The organism is Thiococcus pfennigii (assembly GCF_016583835.1).
Classification (GTDB): domain Bacteria; phylum Pseudomonadota; class Gammaproteobacteria; order Chromatiales; family Chromatiaceae; genus Thiococcus; species Thiococcus pfennigii.
On sequence record NZ_NRRW01000012.1, the window covers coordinates 15,768 to 32,668 of the forward strand.

The 16,901-nt window shown below is 69.9% G+C and carries 15 protein-coding genes; 12 read left to right on the plus strand and 3 right to left on the minus strand.

Annotated features, from left to right (window positions below):
- The first annotated feature begins 151 nt into the window (after positions 1–151).
- The 9 genes from CKO41_RS05965 (at position 152) to CKO41_RS06005 (ending at position 11,057) form a co-directional block, all read left to right on the plus strand.
- Entirely contained in the window at positions 152–2,572 is a 2,421-nt protein-coding gene (locus CKO41_RS05965; protein WP_200381539.1) for a TOTE conflict system archaeo-eukaryotic primase domain-containing protein, read from the plus strand.
- The gene (locus tag CKO41_RS05970) at positions 2,569–3,516 is read left to right on the plus strand and encodes an ADP-ribosylglycohydrolase family protein (protein WP_200381540.1); all 948 of its coding nucleotides are present in this window, start codon (positions 2,569–2,571) and stop codon (positions 3,514–3,516) included. Before CKO41_RS05965 ends, CKO41_RS05970 begins: the two co-directional genes overlap by 4 nt.
- Before the next feature lie 158 nt (positions 3,517–3,674).
- Positions 3,675–3,926: a type II toxin-antitoxin system Phd/YefM family antitoxin gene (locus CKO41_RS05975; protein ID WP_200248633.1), complete on the plus strand. Its 252-nt coding sequence runs from the start codon at positions 3,675–3,677 to the stop codon at positions 3,924–3,926.
- Positions 3,910–4,302, plus strand: a complete 393-nt coding sequence (locus tag CKO41_RS05980; RefSeq protein ID WP_200248631.1) for a type II toxin-antitoxin system VapC family toxin — start codon at positions 3,910–3,912, stop codon at positions 4,300–4,302. The genes CKO41_RS05975 and CKO41_RS05980 overlap by 17 nt, the downstream gene beginning before the upstream one ends.
- 380 nt (positions 4,303–4,682) lie before the next feature.
- A complete protein-coding gene (locus CKO41_RS05985; protein ID WP_200381541.1) occupies positions 4,683–6,731 on the plus strand; it encodes a transglycosylase SLT domain-containing protein in 2,049 nt (682 codons plus the stop codon).
- Complete coding sequence (locus CKO41_RS05990) at positions 6,728–7,309, plus strand: hypothetical protein (protein ID WP_200248617.1); 582 nt, start codon at positions 6,728–6,730, stop codon at positions 7,307–7,309. The genes CKO41_RS05985 and CKO41_RS05990 overlap by 4 nt, the downstream gene beginning before the upstream one ends.
- 243 nt (positions 7,310–7,552) lie before the next feature.
- Entirely contained in the window at positions 7,553–8,047 is a 495-nt protein-coding gene (locus CKO41_RS05995; protein ID WP_200381542.1) for a hypothetical protein, read from the plus strand.
- A 3-nt stretch (positions 8,048–8,050) separates the two neighbouring features.
- The gene (locus tag CKO41_RS06000; protein WP_200381543.1) at positions 8,051–9,094 is read left to right on the plus strand and encodes a DUF58 domain-containing protein; all 1,044 of its coding nucleotides are present in this window, start codon (positions 8,051–8,053) and stop codon (positions 9,092–9,094) included.
- Positions 9,075–11,057, plus strand: coding sequence for a transglutaminase TgpA family protein (locus tag CKO41_RS06005; RefSeq protein ID WP_242464011.1), 1,983 nt, complete (start codon positions 9,075–9,077; stop codon positions 11,055–11,057). The genes CKO41_RS06000 and CKO41_RS06005 overlap by 20 nt, the downstream gene beginning before the upstream one ends.
- Before the next feature lie 6 nt (positions 11,058–11,063).
- On the opposite strand, the gene CKO41_RS06010 is transcribed toward CKO41_RS06005, so the two are convergent.
- The 3 genes from CKO41_RS06010 to CKO41_RS06020 all read right to left on the minus strand — a co-directional run bounded on the left by CKO41_RS06010 (position 11,064) and on the right by CKO41_RS06020 (position 13,577).
- The gene (locus tag CKO41_RS06010; protein ID WP_200381545.1) at positions 11,064–12,551 is read right to left on the minus strand and encodes a polysaccharide biosynthesis C-terminal domain-containing protein; all 1,488 of its coding nucleotides are present in this window, start codon (positions 12,549–12,551) and stop codon (positions 11,064–11,066) included.
- Positions 12,552–12,740: 189 nt separating this feature from the next.
- Positions 12,741–13,088 carry a YMGG-like glycine zipper-containing protein gene (locus tag CKO41_RS06015; RefSeq protein ID WP_200248609.1) on the minus strand — a complete coding sequence of 116 codons (348 nt, stop codon included), beginning with the start codon at positions 13,086–13,088 and terminating at the stop codon, positions 12,741–12,743.
- A gap of 156 nt (positions 13,089–13,244) precedes the next feature.
- Positions 13,245–13,577: a YMGG-like glycine zipper-containing protein gene (locus tag CKO41_RS06020; RefSeq protein ID WP_521963203.1), complete on the minus strand. Its 333-nt coding sequence runs from the start codon at positions 13,575–13,577 to the stop codon at positions 13,245–13,247.
- A gap of 201 nt (positions 13,578–13,778) precedes the next feature.
- Here CKO41_RS06020 and CKO41_RS06025 point away from each other — a divergent pair, with 201 nt between their 5' ends.
- The 3 genes from CKO41_RS06025 to CKO41_RS06035 all read left to right on the plus strand — a co-directional run bounded on the left by CKO41_RS06025 (position 13,779) and on the right by CKO41_RS06035 (position 16,874).
- On the plus strand, positions 13,779–15,752 hold the full coding sequence (locus tag CKO41_RS06025) for an alpha-amylase family glycosyl hydrolase (protein ID WP_200248603.1): 1,974 nt from the start codon (positions 13,779–13,781) through the stop codon (positions 15,750–15,752).
- Between the two features lie 71 nt (positions 15,753–15,823).
- Complete coding sequence (locus tag CKO41_RS06030) at positions 15,824–16,243, plus strand: YajD family HNH nuclease (RefSeq protein ID WP_200254345.1); 420 nt, start codon at positions 15,824–15,826, stop codon at positions 16,241–16,243.
- A 367-nt stretch (positions 16,244–16,610) separates the two neighbouring features.
- A complete protein-coding gene (locus CKO41_RS06035; RefSeq protein ID WP_200254344.1) occupies positions 16,611–16,874 on the plus strand; it encodes a hypothetical protein in 264 nt (87 codons plus the stop codon).
- The last annotated feature ends 27 nt before the right edge of the window (positions 16,875–16,901 follow it).

Here is a 16,901-nt window from a genome sequence, read left to right on the forward strand (position 1 = left end):
GGGCGAGCAGGGCACGAGGGGGCCAAAGGCGGACGATCACGCAAGGCCGACATCGCTTTTCCGCGCGGCGTCTTGGAAAATCGTCCTGAGGAAAATCCTTCGAGGTCCCAGAGGTGTCGGCGAACGGCACGGACGAATCCGGTGGCGGAACATGGTCCCCCCGAACAATGACCCGGCGCTGAACAGGAAGGAGGAATTGCGGCGGCTGCGCGAGGAGAACGCCCGCCTCAAGGCGCTCCTGACCCGGCACGGCATCCCCTGGGAAGGACCCGGCACCCCGGAGCCCGTGTCCACGAGCCCGACGCTCGCCTCGGCGCGAACCCGCTTCACCCCGGATGCGAAGATCGCGCTGTTTCGCCGCCTGTTCCGCGGCCGCGAGGATGTCTATCCGCAGCGCTGGGAGTCGGCCAAAGGGACCTCGGGCTGGTCACCGGCCTGCGGCAACGAATGGCGACCCGGCGTCTGCCACAAACCGCGAGTCAAATGTGGCGACTGCCAACAGCGCCAGTTGCTGGCGGTGACCGATCAGCTGATCTACGACCACCTGGCCGGCAAACGGACCATCGGCGTCTATCCACTCCTCACCGATGACAGCTGTCGTTTCCTGGCGGCCGACCTCGACGAGGCCGACTGGCGGGAGGATGCCAAGGCCGTCATCCAATCCTGCCGGGCGCTTGGCATCCCGGCGGCGCTGGAGATCTCCCGCTCCGGCAATGGCGCGCACGTCTGGATCTTCTTTGCCGAGCCGGTGCCGGCCCGCGAAGCCCGGCAACTCGGTGCGGCGCTGATCAGCCACACCTGCGAGCGCACCCGGCAATTGTCCCTGGCCAGCTACGACCGCCTGTTTCCGAACCAGGACACCATGCCCAAGGGCGGCTTCGGCAATCTGATCGCACTGCCGTTGCAGCGACGGCCAAGGCAACAGGGCCGCACCGTCTTCGTCGATGAGCAACTGCGGCCCTTGCCGGATCAGTGGGCCTTACTTGCCTCGATTCGTCCCCTGTCCCGGCAGGACCTGGATGACGCCATCCTGCGCGCCTGCGGCGGCCGCCATCCACTGGATGTGACCTTCGCCCTGGAAGAGGACGACGGCAGACCCTGGCAACGCCCGTCGCCGGAACCGCCACGGCTGACCGGCCCCCTCCCGGCCTCGCTGACGCTGGTGTTGGCCAACCAGATCTTCATCGCCAAGGCCGATCTGCCGCAGCCGTTGAGCAATCGCCTGATCCGGCTCGCCGCCTTCCAGAATCCCGAATTCTACAAGGCCCAAGCCATGCGTCTGCCGGTTTGGGACAAGCCGCGCATCATCGGCTGCGCGGAGAACCATCCGCGGCACATCGGCCTGCCGCGCGGCTGCCTCGACGCGGTGCTGGACCTGTTGCACGCCCACGCGATTCGCCCGCAACTCCAGGACGAACGCGCACCAGGACAGCCGGTGTCGGCCAAGTTCACCGCCACCCTGCGCCGGGACCAGAGGTCGGCCGTCCAGGCGATGCTCAGGCACGATACGGGCGTACTCTGCGCCCCGACGGCCTTCGGCAAGACGGTCGTCGCCGCGGCCCTGATCGCCCGGCGCAAGGTGAGCACCCTGGTGCTCGTACACCGCACCGAGTTGCTGCGCCAATGGCAGGAGCGATTGACCGGATTTCTGGAGCTGCAACAAGGCGATCTGGGCCTCCTCGGGGGCGGCGAGAAGCGGCCTGCCGGGAAGATCGATATCGCAGTCATGCAATCGCTGTCACGGCGGGAGGATCTGGGCGAGTTCCTCGACCGATACGGGCAGATCATCGCCGACGAGTGCCATCACCTGTCCGCCTTTTCCTTCGAGAGCCTCCTCAAGCAGGCCACGGCCAGATACGTCGTGGGCCTCACCGCCACACCGACCCGCCGGGATGGTCATCAGCCGATCATCTTCATGCAGTGCGGACCGATCCGCCACAGCGCCGCCACGCCCGAGACCGCCCCGGCGCGATTGAAGGTCTGTCCGAAGCGCTGGCCGGCGCCGGCGGTCCCACCGGACATCCCGATTCAGGACCTGTTTCGCATGCTGGCCAACGATGGCGAGCGTAACCGGCGCATCGCCAGCGACGTGCTGGGGGCCTACCGGGAAGGGCGCAAGGTGCTGGTATTGACCGAACGGACGGATCATCTGACGCTGTTGCGGGCGGCACTCGCGGATGAGGTCGAGCACTGCTTCGTCCTCCATGGCCGCCTGACGAAACGACAGCGCACAGCCCTGTTCGCAGAACTGGAGGCCCTGGATGGCGCCGCCCCGAGGGTGCTGCTGGCCACCGGTCGCCTGATCGGCGAAGGTTTCGACCATCCGCCGTTGGACACGCTCGTGCTGGCCATGCCGATCTCCTGGAAGGGGACCCTGCAACAGTATGCCGGGCGCCTGCACCGGGGACACGCGACCAAGCAGGATGTGCGCATCTACGATTACGCGGAGACCGATCAGCCCCAACTCGCCCGCATGTGGGAGAAACGCCAGCGCGGCTTCCGGGCGATGGGATATGCGATCCAGGCGCTGGAGCCCGCGCCCCCGACCCTTGCCAAGGGACCGCCCGAATGACTCGCGAATCAGACCGAATCGCCTCGGCCCAGGGCTGCCTGCTGGGCCAACTCGTCGGCGACGCGCTCGGCAGCCTGGTCGAGTTCCGCTCGCCCGAGGAGATCCGCCGCGCGTACCCCGACGGGGTCCGCGACCTCGCCGACGGCGGCGCCTGGAATACCCTCGCCGGGCAGCCGACCGACGACTCGGAGATGGCCCTGCTGCTCGCGCGGATGCTGATCGAACACGGCACCTACGAGGCCGCGGCCGCCCACGCGGCCTATCGGTTCTGGCTCGCCAGCGAGCCGTTCGACTGCGGCATGACCATCGCCGCCGGGCTCACCGGGCGGGCGAACCACGACAGCCAGGCCAACGGGGCGCTGATGCGGATCAGCCCGCTCGGGATCTTCGGCGCCGGCCGACCGCTCCCGCGCATCGCCGATTGGGCCGAACAGGACGCTGCCCTCACCCACCCGCATCCGGTGTGCCGCCAGGCGAACGCCCTCTTCGCGATGGCCATCGCGCACGCGATCGACACCGGCCCCACGCCCGACGCCCTGTACCGGACCATCCTCGGGTGGGCCGAAGACCTCGCGATCGAGCCGACCCTGATGGACGCCATCCGCCAGGCCGCCGACGCGCCCGCGGCGGACCATGTCCGCCACCAGGGCTGGGTGCTGATCGCGATGCGCAACGCCCTGTGGCAGCTCCTGCACGCCCCGAGCCTCGAGGCCGGCATCATCGACACCGTCATGCGCGGCGGCGACACCGACACCAACGCCGCGATCTGCGGCGCCCTCCTCGGTGCCGTGCACGGCCTCGCCGCGATCCCCGACCGCTGGGTCGCCCCAGTCCTCGGCTGCCGCCCCGCCGCCGGCCAGCCCGAGGTCCGCCGCCCGCGCCCCGAGTGCCTCTGGCCGGTCGATGCGTTGGACCTCGCCCGCAGGCTCGTCACGACGAGATGAAGTAGGCGCCCTGGCGGGTTACCCGACCCTGACTCATGGCGGGTCGAGCGTCCTGGAGGTGGCGGTGCCGTTCACTGAGAGGCGTCGCCATCGAGCGACATTTGCGGCGCGGCTCCGGGTTGGCTAGGATTGGCTAAACAGCGTTTTGGAGCTCGCCCATGCAGGTCAACATGCTGGAGGCCAAGAACCAGTTATCGAGTCTGATCGTCGCGGCGGAGCGTGGCGAGGAGGTACTGATCGCCCGCAACGGCGTTCCGGTTGCCAGGATCGTTCCGTATTCACCGTCGAAAGTGAAACCGCCCGGCGCCTGGAAGGGTCAGATGCCCTATTCAACCGAGTGGCGTTCGGGAGAGACCGATCAAGCGGTTGAACGACTCTTCGCGGGTGAGGACGATGCGCCTGCTGCTTGATACCTGCATCCTGTATGACTGGATGATGGATGCCCTCGCGGATGCCGATGTGGTGGCGCTGGTGCAGGACGCCGGGGCCTTCGTCAGCGCGGTTTCGGTCTGGGAAATAGCGATCAAGCACGCATTGGGAAAGATGCCATTGCGCTCGCGCCGGATCGTCGAGGATATCGGCGCACAGGGATTCGGCTGGATCAATGTCACGCCGTTGCATGCCCAGGCCGTGCTAGAGCTTCCCGCGCACCATAAAGACCCCTTCGATCGCCTACTGATCGCTCAGGCTCAATGTGAAGGGATGCAGATTCTCACCTATGACCGGCTGTTTCTCGACTACCTGCCAAACACGCGCCTCGTGCACTCGACTTCACCGAGTCGCTGATACCCGATAAGGACTGGCCCGATGGTCACCAAGAAGTAGCGCGTCACGCAAGCCGTAGCCCACATCGAGGACTCGCGCCTCCCGATATCGACAAGCCACGCGAAGGGTGACGGACGACCATGAATCATGTGGTCCACAACAGCATCGTGAATTTCATCTGGGGGCATCGCCGGCCTTGCTCATAATTCTGGCCAAGGCTAGCCCTCGTGATACGAGATCGGAAAATATGTCTTTTATATCAGTTACTTACTGATTAACTTCGGCAGGCGGCCACCCTCGATGGCCGGAGTTGTGAGCAAGCCCACACGGAACCGTCGCGGTGCTCAGATGATCCACGGCTGAAACGCCTCCGGCCGGCCACCGACGAGATTCCCGACCCCATGGCCAGATACCAAGCCACGCGACGCCGCCGCGATCGCACATCCCCAGGGCGAGGGCCGCACATCGTCCTGCCCTGGCTCGCGCTCGCCCTCATCGGGGCGCTGCCGGCCCCGCTCGGGGTCGGCATCCTGACCGACGCGGCCGAGCGCCAGCGGCGCGATTTCCTGATCGCCGAGGCGGGGCTCGCGCGCGGCGAGCCGGCGGCGGTCGAGGACCTCGTCGCCGGCCTGCGCGACTATCCCCTCTTCCCCTACCTGCGCTACGCCGAGCTCGCCGCCGACCTGGACGCGGCCGAGCCCGGCGAGATCACCGCCTTCCTCGCCGCCTATGCGGGGACCCCGCTCGCCGAGCGGTTACGCAGCGCCTGGCTCGAGCGGCTCGCCCGGCAAGGCCGCTGGTCGGACTATCTGGCCCACTACCGGCCCGGCGGCGCCACCACCGAGCGCTGCCACTACCTGCAAGCCCTGATCGCGACCGGTCGGGGCGACGAGGCCCTCGAGGCCGTCGAACCCCTGTGGCTCGTCGGCCGCTCCCAGCCGGCGGCCTGCGACCCGGCCTTCGACGCCTGGCGCACCGCCGGGCGCCTGACGCCGGCCCTCGTCTGGCAACGGATCGCGCTGGCGATGGCCGCGGGCGACCGTCGCCTCGCCGCCTATCTCGGGCGCTATCTGCCCGAGCCACCGGCGACCGACCGGGAATGGCTCGCACGCTGGCTCGCCGTGGACATCGACCCGGCCCTCGTCGAGGACCCCGCCGGCCTCCCCGCCGGGCACCCCGAGCGAGAGGAGGTCATCGCCCATGGCCTCGTGCGGCTCGCCGCCGAGGACCCGGAGCGGGCCGCAACCGCCTGGGAGGTCTGGCGGCCGCGGTTCGCACCCACGGCGGCGCCGGCCGCCGCCGTCGAGGCAGCCATCGGCCTGGCCCTTGCGCAGCGCGGGGACGCCCGCGCCCTCGACCATCTCGACCGGGTACCGGCGGGCGACGACAACCAGCCCTTCCAGGAGCGGCGCCTGCGGGTCGCGCTGGCCCGCGAGGACTGGCCGCGCATCGCCGACTGGATCGAGCGGATGCCGCCCAGCGAACGCAAGACCGAACGCTGGCTCTATTGGCAGGCGCGGGCCATCGAGGTCCTCGGGGACACCGAGGCGGCGGAGCGCCTCTATCGCCAGGCCGCCGAGGTCCGCGGCTTTTGGGGCTTCCTCGCCGCCGAGCGGAGCGGCCTGCCCTACAACCTGACGCACCAGCCGATCGCGGCCACGGACCGGCTCCGCGACCTGGTCGCCGACCCTGCCCTGCGACGCATCGAGGAGCTGACCGCGCTCGGGCGCGAGGCGGACCTGCACCGCGAGTGGGCGCATCTCACCGCCGACCTCGACGGCGATGGCCTCCAGGCCGCGGCCGTCATCGCCGCGGCGCTCGAACTGCCCGATCTCGCGATCCGCACGCTGGCGAGAGGGGGCCACTGGGACGACCTAGAGCTGCGTTTCCCGACGCCGCACCGCGACCTGGTCCAGGCCGAGGCGACCGGGACCGGCGTACCGGAAAGCTGGATCTATGCCGTCATGCGCCAGGAGAGCCTGTTCCGTACGAGCGCCGGCTCGCAGGCCGGGGCCGTGGGCCTGATGCAGCTCATGCCGGCCACGGCCCGCTGGATCGCGCCGCAGCTGGGCCATCCCCCGCCGACCCGACCGGAACTGCTCGACCCGGCCACCAACATCGCCCTCGGCGCCGGTTATCTGGCCTATGTGCACGAGCGCTTCGCCGGCGACCCCGTGCTCGCGACGGCCGCCTACAACGCCGGACCCGGCCGGGTCCGCAGTTGGCGTCCGACGCGTCCCCAGGCGACCGACCTCTGGATCGCGACCATCCCATTCGACGAGACCCGCGACTATGTCGAGCGCGTGCTCGCCTATCGCCTGATCTATGCCGCACGCCTCGGTCTCGGCGACGGCCCGCTCGGGGACTGGCTCGCACCGCTCGCCGGCGAACAGACCGGCAACCGGGCCCCGGCTCCGGCGGCGGCTCTGCTAGACTCCTCGACACCATGAAGACCCATCTCGCTGCGCTGATCTCGCTCGCCCTGGCGCTGCCGGCCGTCGCCGCCGCGCAGGCCGACGACGCGAGCCGCAACCGCGCTGCGATGGCCGACGCGATGACCCGGATGATGGAGGCGATGGGTTTCCTCGGCCAAGGCGGCCCGTCCCCGGGTACCGGCTGGTGGGGAGGCCCCGCCGGCCTGCCCACGATGCCCTCGCTCGGCAACCCGGTGCCCTACTACGGCATGGATGGCATGGACGACATGTTCGAGCGCCTGCCGCAAGGGGTGCCGATGCCGGGCGAGAGCGCGACGCCACCCTGGCAGGCCGGCCCCCTCGAAGGGCTCTGGGAGAGCCCGGACGGCGGCCTGCTGATCGTCCAGGGCAACCACTACCGCCTCTATCGGCCCTGCGCCGGCCATGTCGACGGCACGCTCCAGGTCGGCGCCGACCGCCTCCTGCTGCGCAATCGCTCCCAGGGTATCGAGCACAGCTTCGACATGGCACGGCAGGACGGGCGCCTCGCACTGCGCGGCGCCGACGGCCAGATCTACGTCTATCGGCGCCTGCGGTTGGAGGCGCCCCGCTGAGGCGATCGATCCGCGACCGGACGACCGCCACCAAGAAACGTAGGGCGGGAAAGCGCAGCGCATCCCGCCATTCAAACGTAGGGCGGGAGAGCGCAGCGCATCCCGCCATTGACAGGTCGCCAACCCATTGCGCAACGCCCGCGCAACCAGGCCACGGCATAAGAATGACCAGGTCGGAGAATTGTCCGGAATCATCGCGCGCAACGCGACAAACCCGGTCTATCGACGGCGGGAGACACCGTCATGGCTGTCTCGGCGTGCCTGCTCGGGAGCGGCGGGATGCGCTGTGCTTTCCCGCCCTACGGCTTTGCGCTGGCCATTGGCGCTGGTGGCGGGATGCGCTGCGCTTTCCCGCCCTACGGCTTTGCGCTGGCCAGCGGCGCTGGTGGCGGGATGCGCTGCGCTTTCCCGCCCTACGGCTTTGCGCTGGCCAGCGGCGCTGGTGGCGGGATGCGCTGCGCTTTCCCGCCCTACGGCTTTGCGTTGGCCATTGGCGCTGGTGGCGGGATGCGCTGTGCTTTCCCGCCCTACGGCTTTGCGCTGGCCATTGGCGCTGGTGGCGGGATGCGCTGTGCTTTCCCGCCCTACGGCTTTGCGCTGGCCAGCGGCGCTGGTGGCGGGATGCGCTGCGCTTTCCCGCCCTACGGCTTTGCGTTGGCCAGCGGCGCTGGTGGCGGGATGCGCTGCGCTTTCCCGCCCTACGGCTTTGCGCTGGGCTCGGGCGAGGAGACCGACTGACCGATGGCACGCCAGCGATCCGATGACCGGCGACGGCCCGCGACGGCCGCCCGCCGCCGTTCGGCCCGACCCGGGCGCCGGGGCATCGGGCGACTGAAGGCACGCCTGGCCGCGATGATGCGCCGCGTGCCGCTCGGGCGCGACGGCGCCGCGCGGGTCGCGCAGCGCTACATCTTCATCCTGCCCACCGGCGCCGGGCTGATGCTCGCGCTGGTCCTGTTCGTCACGCTGGCCGGTTCGCTGAACTACCAGAACAACCTGGGGCTGCTGTTCACCTTCATCCTCGCCGCGGCCGCCGTCGTCAGCATGCACCAGACCTGGCTCAATCTGCTCGGGCTGGAGGTCTGGGCGACGCCGGGTCCCGGGGTCTTCGCCGGCGACGACGCCCAGTTCACGCTGACGCTGCGCGACCCCGGCCAGCGGGCGCGGGCCGACCTGCGGCTGCGCGGCTGGCTCGGCCGTGTCCACCCAGTGGCGCTCGCCGCCGGCGCCCAGGAGCGGGTCACGCTGACGGTGACGACCGAGCGGCGCGGCCACCAGGCCCTCGGCACGGTGCCGATCGAGACCGAGTTCCCGCTCGGACTGTTCCGCGCCTGGTGCCTCATCGAGAGCGATGCCCGGGTCGTCGTCTACCCGCGCCCGGCGCCGGTCGCACCGCTGCCGCCGCCGGTCGCCGCAGCCGGCTCGGCGCGCGCCCAGGGTGATCGCGGCGAAGGCGCCGACGACTTCGTCGGGCCGCGCGGCTACCGCCCCGGCGACTCGCCGCGACGCCTCGACTGGAAGGCCCTGGCCCGCGAGCGCGGCCTGATCGTGAAGCAGTTCGGCGGCGATCGCGCCGAGGAGCTGTGGCTCGACTGGGAGCAGGTCTCGGCGGCCGATGTCGAAACCCGCCTCAGCCGGCTCGCCCGACAGGTGCTCGAGGCCGCCGAGGCCCACGTCCGTTATGGCCTGCGTCTACCCGGGCGTACGCTGCCGCTCGACTCGGGCGAGCCCCACCGACAACGCTGCCTGGAGGCGCTGGCGACCTTTGGCCAAGACCCACTATAGCGAGCACCTCGCCCCGGGACAGGTCGGCGCCGTCACGGCGCTGCTCGCGCTCGCGTATCTGCCGCTCGCCCAGTGGCTCGCGCTCCAGGTGAGCCTCTTCGTCGCCGCGGCGCTCGCGCTGCGTATCGCCGCGCTGCGCTGGCCGGTGCTCGCCCCCGGCCGCTGGTTGCTGCTGCCGCTGACGGCGGCCGGCCTACTCAACGTCCTGAGCGCCTACGCGACCGTCTCGGGGCGGGCCGCCGGCACGGCCCTGCTCGCGACCATGCTGGTGCTCAAGCTCCTGGAGATCCGCGGTCGGCGCGACGTGCGGCTGCTCGCGATCCTGTTCGGCTTCCTGCTCGCGAGCCAGTTCCTCTTCGACCAGTCGCCGTTGCTCGTCGTCTACCTACTCGTCCTGCTGGTCGCGGACCTGGCCCTGATGGCCGACCTCACGGCCCGCGCCCGACCGCGCCCGCTCGCCGGCGCACTGCGTGCGGCCGGCCGCCTCTTCCTCTTGTCGCTACCGCTCGCGATCGCGCTCTTCGTCCTCTTCCCGCGGCTCGACAACCCGCTGTGGAGCCTCGGCAACGACGAACAGATCGGGGTCACCGGCCTCTCCGATCAGCTGGAGCCAGGCAGCATCTCGGAGCTGGTCCTCTCCGGCGAACCGGCCTTCCGCGTCTGGTTCGACGGCCCACCCCCGCCGGCCGAGCAGCTCTACTGGCGCGGCCCCGTGCTCTGGCGGATGGACGGGCGCCGCTGGGCGCCACGCCCGGACGAGGCGGCGGGGACCGGCGCCCCCCTGGCCGAGGCCGACGGGCGGCTCGGCTACCAGATCGTCATGGAGCCGAGCGACCAGCGCTGGCTCCTGGCCCTGGACCTGCCCGTCGAGATCCCCGACGGGGCCCACCTGACCGACGACTACCAGGTCCTCGCCAAGGAGCGCCTGACGACCAGCGAGCGCTACCGGATGGTCTCGGCGACCCGCTACCGCACGACCGCGCCCGACCCGGTGACGGCCGCGGCCGGGCTGGAGTTGCCGCCGAACGTGACGCCGCGGATGCGCGCCCTGGTCGCCGACTGGACGCGCGACGGGGCGGACGCCGCCCAAGTCGTCGCCCGGGCGCTCGCCCACTTCAACCGCGAGCCCTTCTACTACACGCTCGCGCCCCCACTGCTCGGCGGCAATCCGACCGACGAGTTCCTCTTCGAGACCCGTCGCGGCTTCTGCGAGCACTACGCGAGCGCCCTCGCCGTGCTGCTGCGCATCGCCGACATCCCGACCCGCGTCGTCCTCGGCTACCACGGCGCCGAGCTCAATCCGCTCGGCGACTACTACATCGTGCGCCAGTCCGACGCCCACGCCTGGGTCGAGGCCTGGCTGCCGGGCGAGGGCTGGCGGCGGATCGACCCGACCGCGGCGATCGCCGCCGAGCGCATCGAGCGCAGCCCGGAGCTGAGCGGACTCGGCGCCCGGGCGCCGCTGCGCTTCGGCAGCGAGGAGCTCGACCGCATCGCCCGCCTCGCCCACGGGCTGCGCCTCGTCGCCGACGCGCTGGAGGCCGGCTGGCAGAATTGGGTGCTCGACTTCTCCAACGCCGACCAGCTGGCGCTGCTGTCGGCGATCGGGCTGGGCTACCTGAGCAACTATGGCCTGGCCGTCGCGATGATCCTGGTCGGTGCGACCGTCCTCGGTGTCACGGTCCTGTATCTCGCCCGAGGTCGGCCGCGCGACCCGCTGGAGGTCCTGTTCGAGCGCTTCGCCGCCCGCCTCGCCCGGGTCGGTCTCCGACGCCGCCCGCGCGAGGGTCCGCGCGACTTCGGCCAGCGGGTCGCGGCCCGCCGCCCGGACCTGCGGCCGCAGATCGAGCCCTTCCTGGGGCTGTACCTGCGCCTGCGCTACGGCCGCGCCGATCCGAAGGTCGGCCTGCCGGCGCTCAGGCAGCGTCTGCGGCGGGTCCGTCCGCGCCGGCAGCGCCGCTGACGGGTCTCAACTCGCCGCACCGGCGCCGCGGCGCAGCAGCCGGCGCCCGTCGAGCGCCGCGACGACCGCCAGGTAGAAGGCCATGCACAGGGTCCCGGCGAGCGGCGCACCCCAACCGAACTGCGTCACCAGCACCCGACTGCCCAGATAGAGGGCGACGCCGAAGGCCAGATAGCCGAGGACGCGCCCGACCTCGTAGGGTACCGGGTAGTAGCGCCGCCCGAGCAGGTAGGAGATCGTCACCATCGCGCCATAGCAGGCCAGATGCGCCCAGGCCGCCCCCGCGTAGCCCCAGCGCGGCACCGACCACAAGAGCAGCGCGACCGTGATCGCCGAGCCGATTAGCGCGACGCCGGCCCCCAGCAGGGTGCGATCGGTCAGCTTGTACCAAATCGAGAGATTGACATACACGCCAAGCAGGGCGTTCGCGAGGAGCAGCACGGGCACCACATGGAGCCCCTCGCGGTAGGCGGCGCCGACGAAGTACTGGAACAGGTCCAGATAGAGGGTCACGAGCAGGAACAGGAAGACGCAGCCGATCACGAACCAGTTCAGCACCAGGGCGTAGATCTCGCGCGCGTCGCGCTCCTTTGCATAGCTGAAGAAGAAGGGCTCACCGGCGTAGCGGAAGGCCTGGATGAACAGCATCATCAGGATCGAGAGCTTGTAGCAGGCGCTGTAGATCCCGAGCTGTGCCATGTTGGTCTCGGGGTCATGGGGCAGCAGGTACTTGAGCGCCGCGCGGTCGAGCATCTCGTTGGTGATGCCGGCGAAGCCGATCACGACCATCGGCAGCGAGTAGCGCAGCAGGACCCGCAGCAGCCCCGGATCGAAGCCGCCGAAGCCGCCGCGCAGCTGCGGCGCCAGCAGCAGGAGCTTGAGCAGGCTCGCCGCCAGGTTGGCGATGAAGACATAGCCGACGCCGATCCGAGGATCCCACAGCGAGCCGAGCAGGGACTCGGGGTCGGCCTGCCAGGCCTGCCGGCAGAGGTAGACGAAGAACAGGGTCAGCCCGACATTGGCCGCGATCTCCAGGAGCTTGATCGTCGCGAAGCGCAGCGCCCGCTCCTCGGCGCGCAGCCGCGCGAAGGCCGCGGCCCCGATGGAGTCCAACGCCAGGATCGCCGCGCACCACCAGATGTACTCGGGGTGCTCGGGGTGGCGCAGCAGGTCCGCGAGCGGCCCCTGGTAGAGGAGCACGAAGACCAGGAAGGCGCCGTTGACGAGGGCGAGGAAGCGCAGCACGGTCCCGTAGACGGTCGCCGGCGCCCAGTCCCCGCGCGAGCGGAAGCGGAAGTAGCCGGTCTCCAGCCCGAACAGCAGGACCACGGCCAGAAAGCCCATGTAGGCGTAGAGCTCGGCGACTACCCCGTACTCGGCCGGGGCGAAGGTGTAGGTCAGCAGCGGGACCAGCAGGTAGTTGAGCAGGCGGCCGAAGACGCTGCTCAGGCCATAGATGGCCGTCTGGGAGGCGAGTCGCTTGAGCGGATTCAATGCGGGGATCCTGATCGCAGCCGTCTCCGGCCGGGTGTCGACAGAGTTTACCCGCAGACCCCGGGGTCACGGCAGGGCGATCAGGTACCCGGCCCCGGCGACATCGGCCCGGGCCGCCGGGTTAGGCGCGCCACCACGGCGGTCGCTGAACAGGCACGGGCCGGCACGCGCCGTAACCCGACAGCGGCCTCAGCGGGGCGGCCCCCCGCGCCAACCGGAGTGACCGCACCGCCCCTGCTTCCAGAGGCCGGGCGGGCACGGGCCATCGGCATAATAGCGGGGCGGTGGCGGGCCCTTGTGGCGATAGCTGCGGTCATCCTCGCCGGCCGTGGCGACCGCGGCGGCGGCCGCCCCGCCGAGTCCGCTGCCGAGGATCGCCCCGTCACGGCCGCCGAGCTCGCCACCGACGATCGCGCCCAGGGCGGCGCCGAGCCCACCGCCGATGGCGGCGCGGGTCGTCGTATCAGCGGCCGGCGCGACCGTCGGCAGCACCGTGATTGCGAGCGCGATCGTCAGTAGGCGAATGGGGCTGATCATGACGGTACCTTCCTGTCTCGGTCGGGGACGGCGATGATGCCGGGGCGATTCCGAACGTCTGCTGAACGCCGCCTAACGCCGAGGCCATGCGACCGGGCGGACACGACCCGTCGGCCTGACGACGGGCCGGCAGCGGTGGCGGGACCATCGGCGAATTCAGTCATCATCATCGTCGTCATCCGGTTCGCGACCGCGATGCCGGTAGCGATCGCAATCGCGATAGCGCGCCTGATAGCGGTCGTCGTGGCGATGCCGGTGGCGACGATCGTCGTCGAGCGACGTGGCAAGCGCGGCAGCCGCCGCGCCGCCGAGGCCGCTGCCGAGAATCGCCCCGTCACGGCCGCCGAACTCGCCGCCGACGATGGCGCCCAGGGCGGCGCCGAGCCCACCGCCGATGGCGGCGCGGGTCGTCGTGTCGGCGGCCACCGCGACCGCCGGGAGCACGGCGGTCGCCAGCGCGATCGTGAATACGCGAATGGGGGTGATCATGACGAGGCCAACTCGTTTCGGTCCGTGGCAGCGATGATGCCTCGACGATTCTGAACGTCCGCTGAACCCCGCCCGGCGCGCGGGCGGCTCGCCACGACCGAGCCGCGCCTTCCTTCCACCGAGCCGCACTGTTACCCTTCCGGCCAATCGAGCCCATCGCCGGCGCCACCGGCGGGGCCGGCCCCAACCGCGACCAGCCTGATGTACGAGCAGATCTCCCACGCCCTCCTCAACGACATCCTCGACGAGTTCCACCCGGACCTCGGGCGCGAGGACCTGCGCCACTTCTACACGCGGCTCGGCGCCAACTTCTATGCGATCCACTCGCTGTTCGGCCACCTCTACGGCCACCGCGACGACTTCAAGCAGCAGATCGTCCGTCTGACCGAGCGGCTCGCCCGGGCCTACGTCGACCGCTCCGACGTACTCAAACAGCGCGACATGGCCCGCGAGAAGGACCACAACTGGTTCCTCAGCCAGGAGTGGGTCGGCATGGCCCTCTATTCGAACGGCTTCGCCGACACCCTCCAAGGCCTCACCGAGCGGCTGCCCTATCTCACCGAGCTCGGCGTCAACCTGGTCCACGTGATGCCGATCCTGAAGTGTCCGCTCAAGGCCAGCGACGGCGGCTACGCGGTCAGCGATTTCCGCGACATCGACCCGCGTGCCGGCACCCTGGAGGATCTGGCCGTCCTCGCCGAGTCGATGCGCAGACGCGAGATCCTGCTGACGCTCGACGTGGTCGTCAACCACACCTCCGACGAGCACCCCTGGGCGCAACGCGCGCGCGCCGGCGAGAAGACCTACCAGGACTTCTACTACCTGTTCCCGAACCGCGACGTCCCGGACATGTTCGAGGAGACGATGCCGGAGGTCTTCCCCGAGACCGCCCCCGGCAACTTCACCTGGGACGAGTCGCTGCAACGCTGGGTGATGACGGTCTTCAACCACTACCAGTGGGACCTCAACTACACCAATCCGGCGGTGTTCATCGAGATGGTGGACATCATCCTGTTCTGGGCCAACCAGGGCGCCGACATCGTGCGCCTCGACGCCGTCGCCTTCCTCTGGAAGAAGATTGGCACGACCTGTCAGAACAACCGCGAGGCGCACCTGATCCTCCAGCTGATGAAGGACTGCTGCCAGGTCGTCGCCCCGGGGGTGCTGTTCATCGCCGAGGCGATCGTCGCCCCGCTGGAGATCATCAAGTATTTCGGCGAGGACGCGGTGATCGCCAAGGAGTGCGAGATCGCCTACAACGCCACCTTCATGGCCCTGCTCTGGGACGCGATCGCGACGAAGAACGCCAAGCTCCTCACCCAGGGGCTCAAGAGCCTGCCTGGCAAGCTCGACCGGGCGACCTGGCTCAACTATGTACGCTGCCACGACGACATCGGCCTCGGCTTCGACGATGCCGACATCCGCGCCTGCGGCTATGAGCCCCATGCGCACCGCCGCTTCCTCGTCGACTGGTTCACCGGCAACTACGAGGGGTCGCCCGCCCGCGGCCGGCCGTTCGGCGTCAACGCCAAGACCGGCGATGCCCGCATCGCCGGGGCGCTGGCCTCGCTCGTCGGCCTCGAGGTCGCCCTCGAGCAGGGCGACACCAAGGGGATCGACATCGCCATCGAGCAGATCCTGACGCTGCACGCGATGATCATGTCCTTCGGCGGCATCCCGCTGATCTGGTACGGCGACGAGGTCGGCACCCTCAACGACAACACCTTCCTCAACGACGAGGCCAAGGCCGGCGACACCCGCTGGGTCCACCGCCCGCATATCGACTGGCTGCGCAACGATCGGCGACAGCAGCGCGGCGCCGTCGAGCAGCGCATCTTCGACGGGCTCAAGCGCCTGATCGCGGTGCGCAAGACGACGGCGGCCTTCGCGGACTTCAACAACCGCGAACTGATCGACGTCGCCAACCCGCACCTGTTCGTCTTCCTGCGCACGCACCCGATGATGCCGACCGACACGGTGCTCGTCGCCGCCAACTTCAACGAGGTGCCCCAGTACCTGGACATCGGCGACCTGGGCCATCGCGGGCTGTTCCGCCACGGTCAGCCCCGCGACCTGGTCACCGGCGAATCCCCGGCCATCTTCAACGGCCGCCTGGTCATCCCGCCGTTCCGCTTCTACTGGCTCACCGACCAGCGCCCGGGCATCGCGCTGTAGGGCGCCCGTCCCGTCTCCCGGCGACTCGGGGCATAATGGCACGATCGACCAACCCGGAGCAGCGCCCGACCATGGCCCCGACCCACCGCCCCAAAGCCCCGAAGACCGACCCGACGGCCTCCGCCCGACTCGACCGCATCGTCGCCGACGCGCGCCGCGCCCGCGACGAGCGCGAGGCCGGCTACCGCGAGCAGGCCCTCAAGCTCTACCCCTGGGTCTGCGGACGCTGCGGCCGCGCCTTCGAGCGCACCAACCTGCGCGAGCTGACCGTCCACCACAAGGACATGAATCACGACAACAATCCGCCCGACGGCAGCAACTGGGAGCTCTTGTGCCTGTACTGCCACGACAACGAGCACCAGAAGTACGAGGAGCACATGGCCGCCAAGGCCGCCGGTGCCGCGGGCGGGCGCGACCAGGGAAGGCAGACGACCTACCGGCCGTTCGGCGACCTCGGCGCACTGCTGAAGCAGGACGACGACCCGAAGTGACCCCCGCGGCGCGGGCCATCGCATCGATGATCGGTCCCAAGCCAGGCCCCGATGGGACCGAGCAGGGCAGCCGGTTGACTCATCGGTATGTCCCGCTATGCTCTGAGGCGATTGCCGGAAACAAACCGACCGGATGACGCCGGACTTTCGTCTGTCTTCCCGGACTTTCGTCTGTCTTCAAGGAGCGAGCGCAGGAGCCTAGCCCAGCGATGTGAGTGCGCTCGCGACACAGAAGGCGGGCGAAAAGACAAGCCAGACGGTTTGTTTGTTGACAGAAATCGCCTGAGGTCGTGGATCGCGCGTCCCCGTCCGTTCCCGGCAAGGCCCCCGGCCGGCTCAGGCCCGCGACATCGCGCTTGCCATCGCCATGAACGACCCGACACCCGACGAACGCTCGCTCCTCGAGGCCCGCTTCGATCATGTCGTCCGGCGCCTGATCGACTGCTGGGGCGACCCCGAATACTTCGAGCTGGTCTTCGACGACCTCATGTACGACAAGCGCGGCGACCGCAGCGGCTGGCCGTTCGACGCCTTCGAAGAACTCCAATTCCTGCGACGGCTCCATGATGCGGTCTACGGCGTCTCGCCAACCCATACCGACGTCTGGGACAAGATGACGCCGGACGACTGACCCACGGCGGCTCGGTTGCGATCTCGG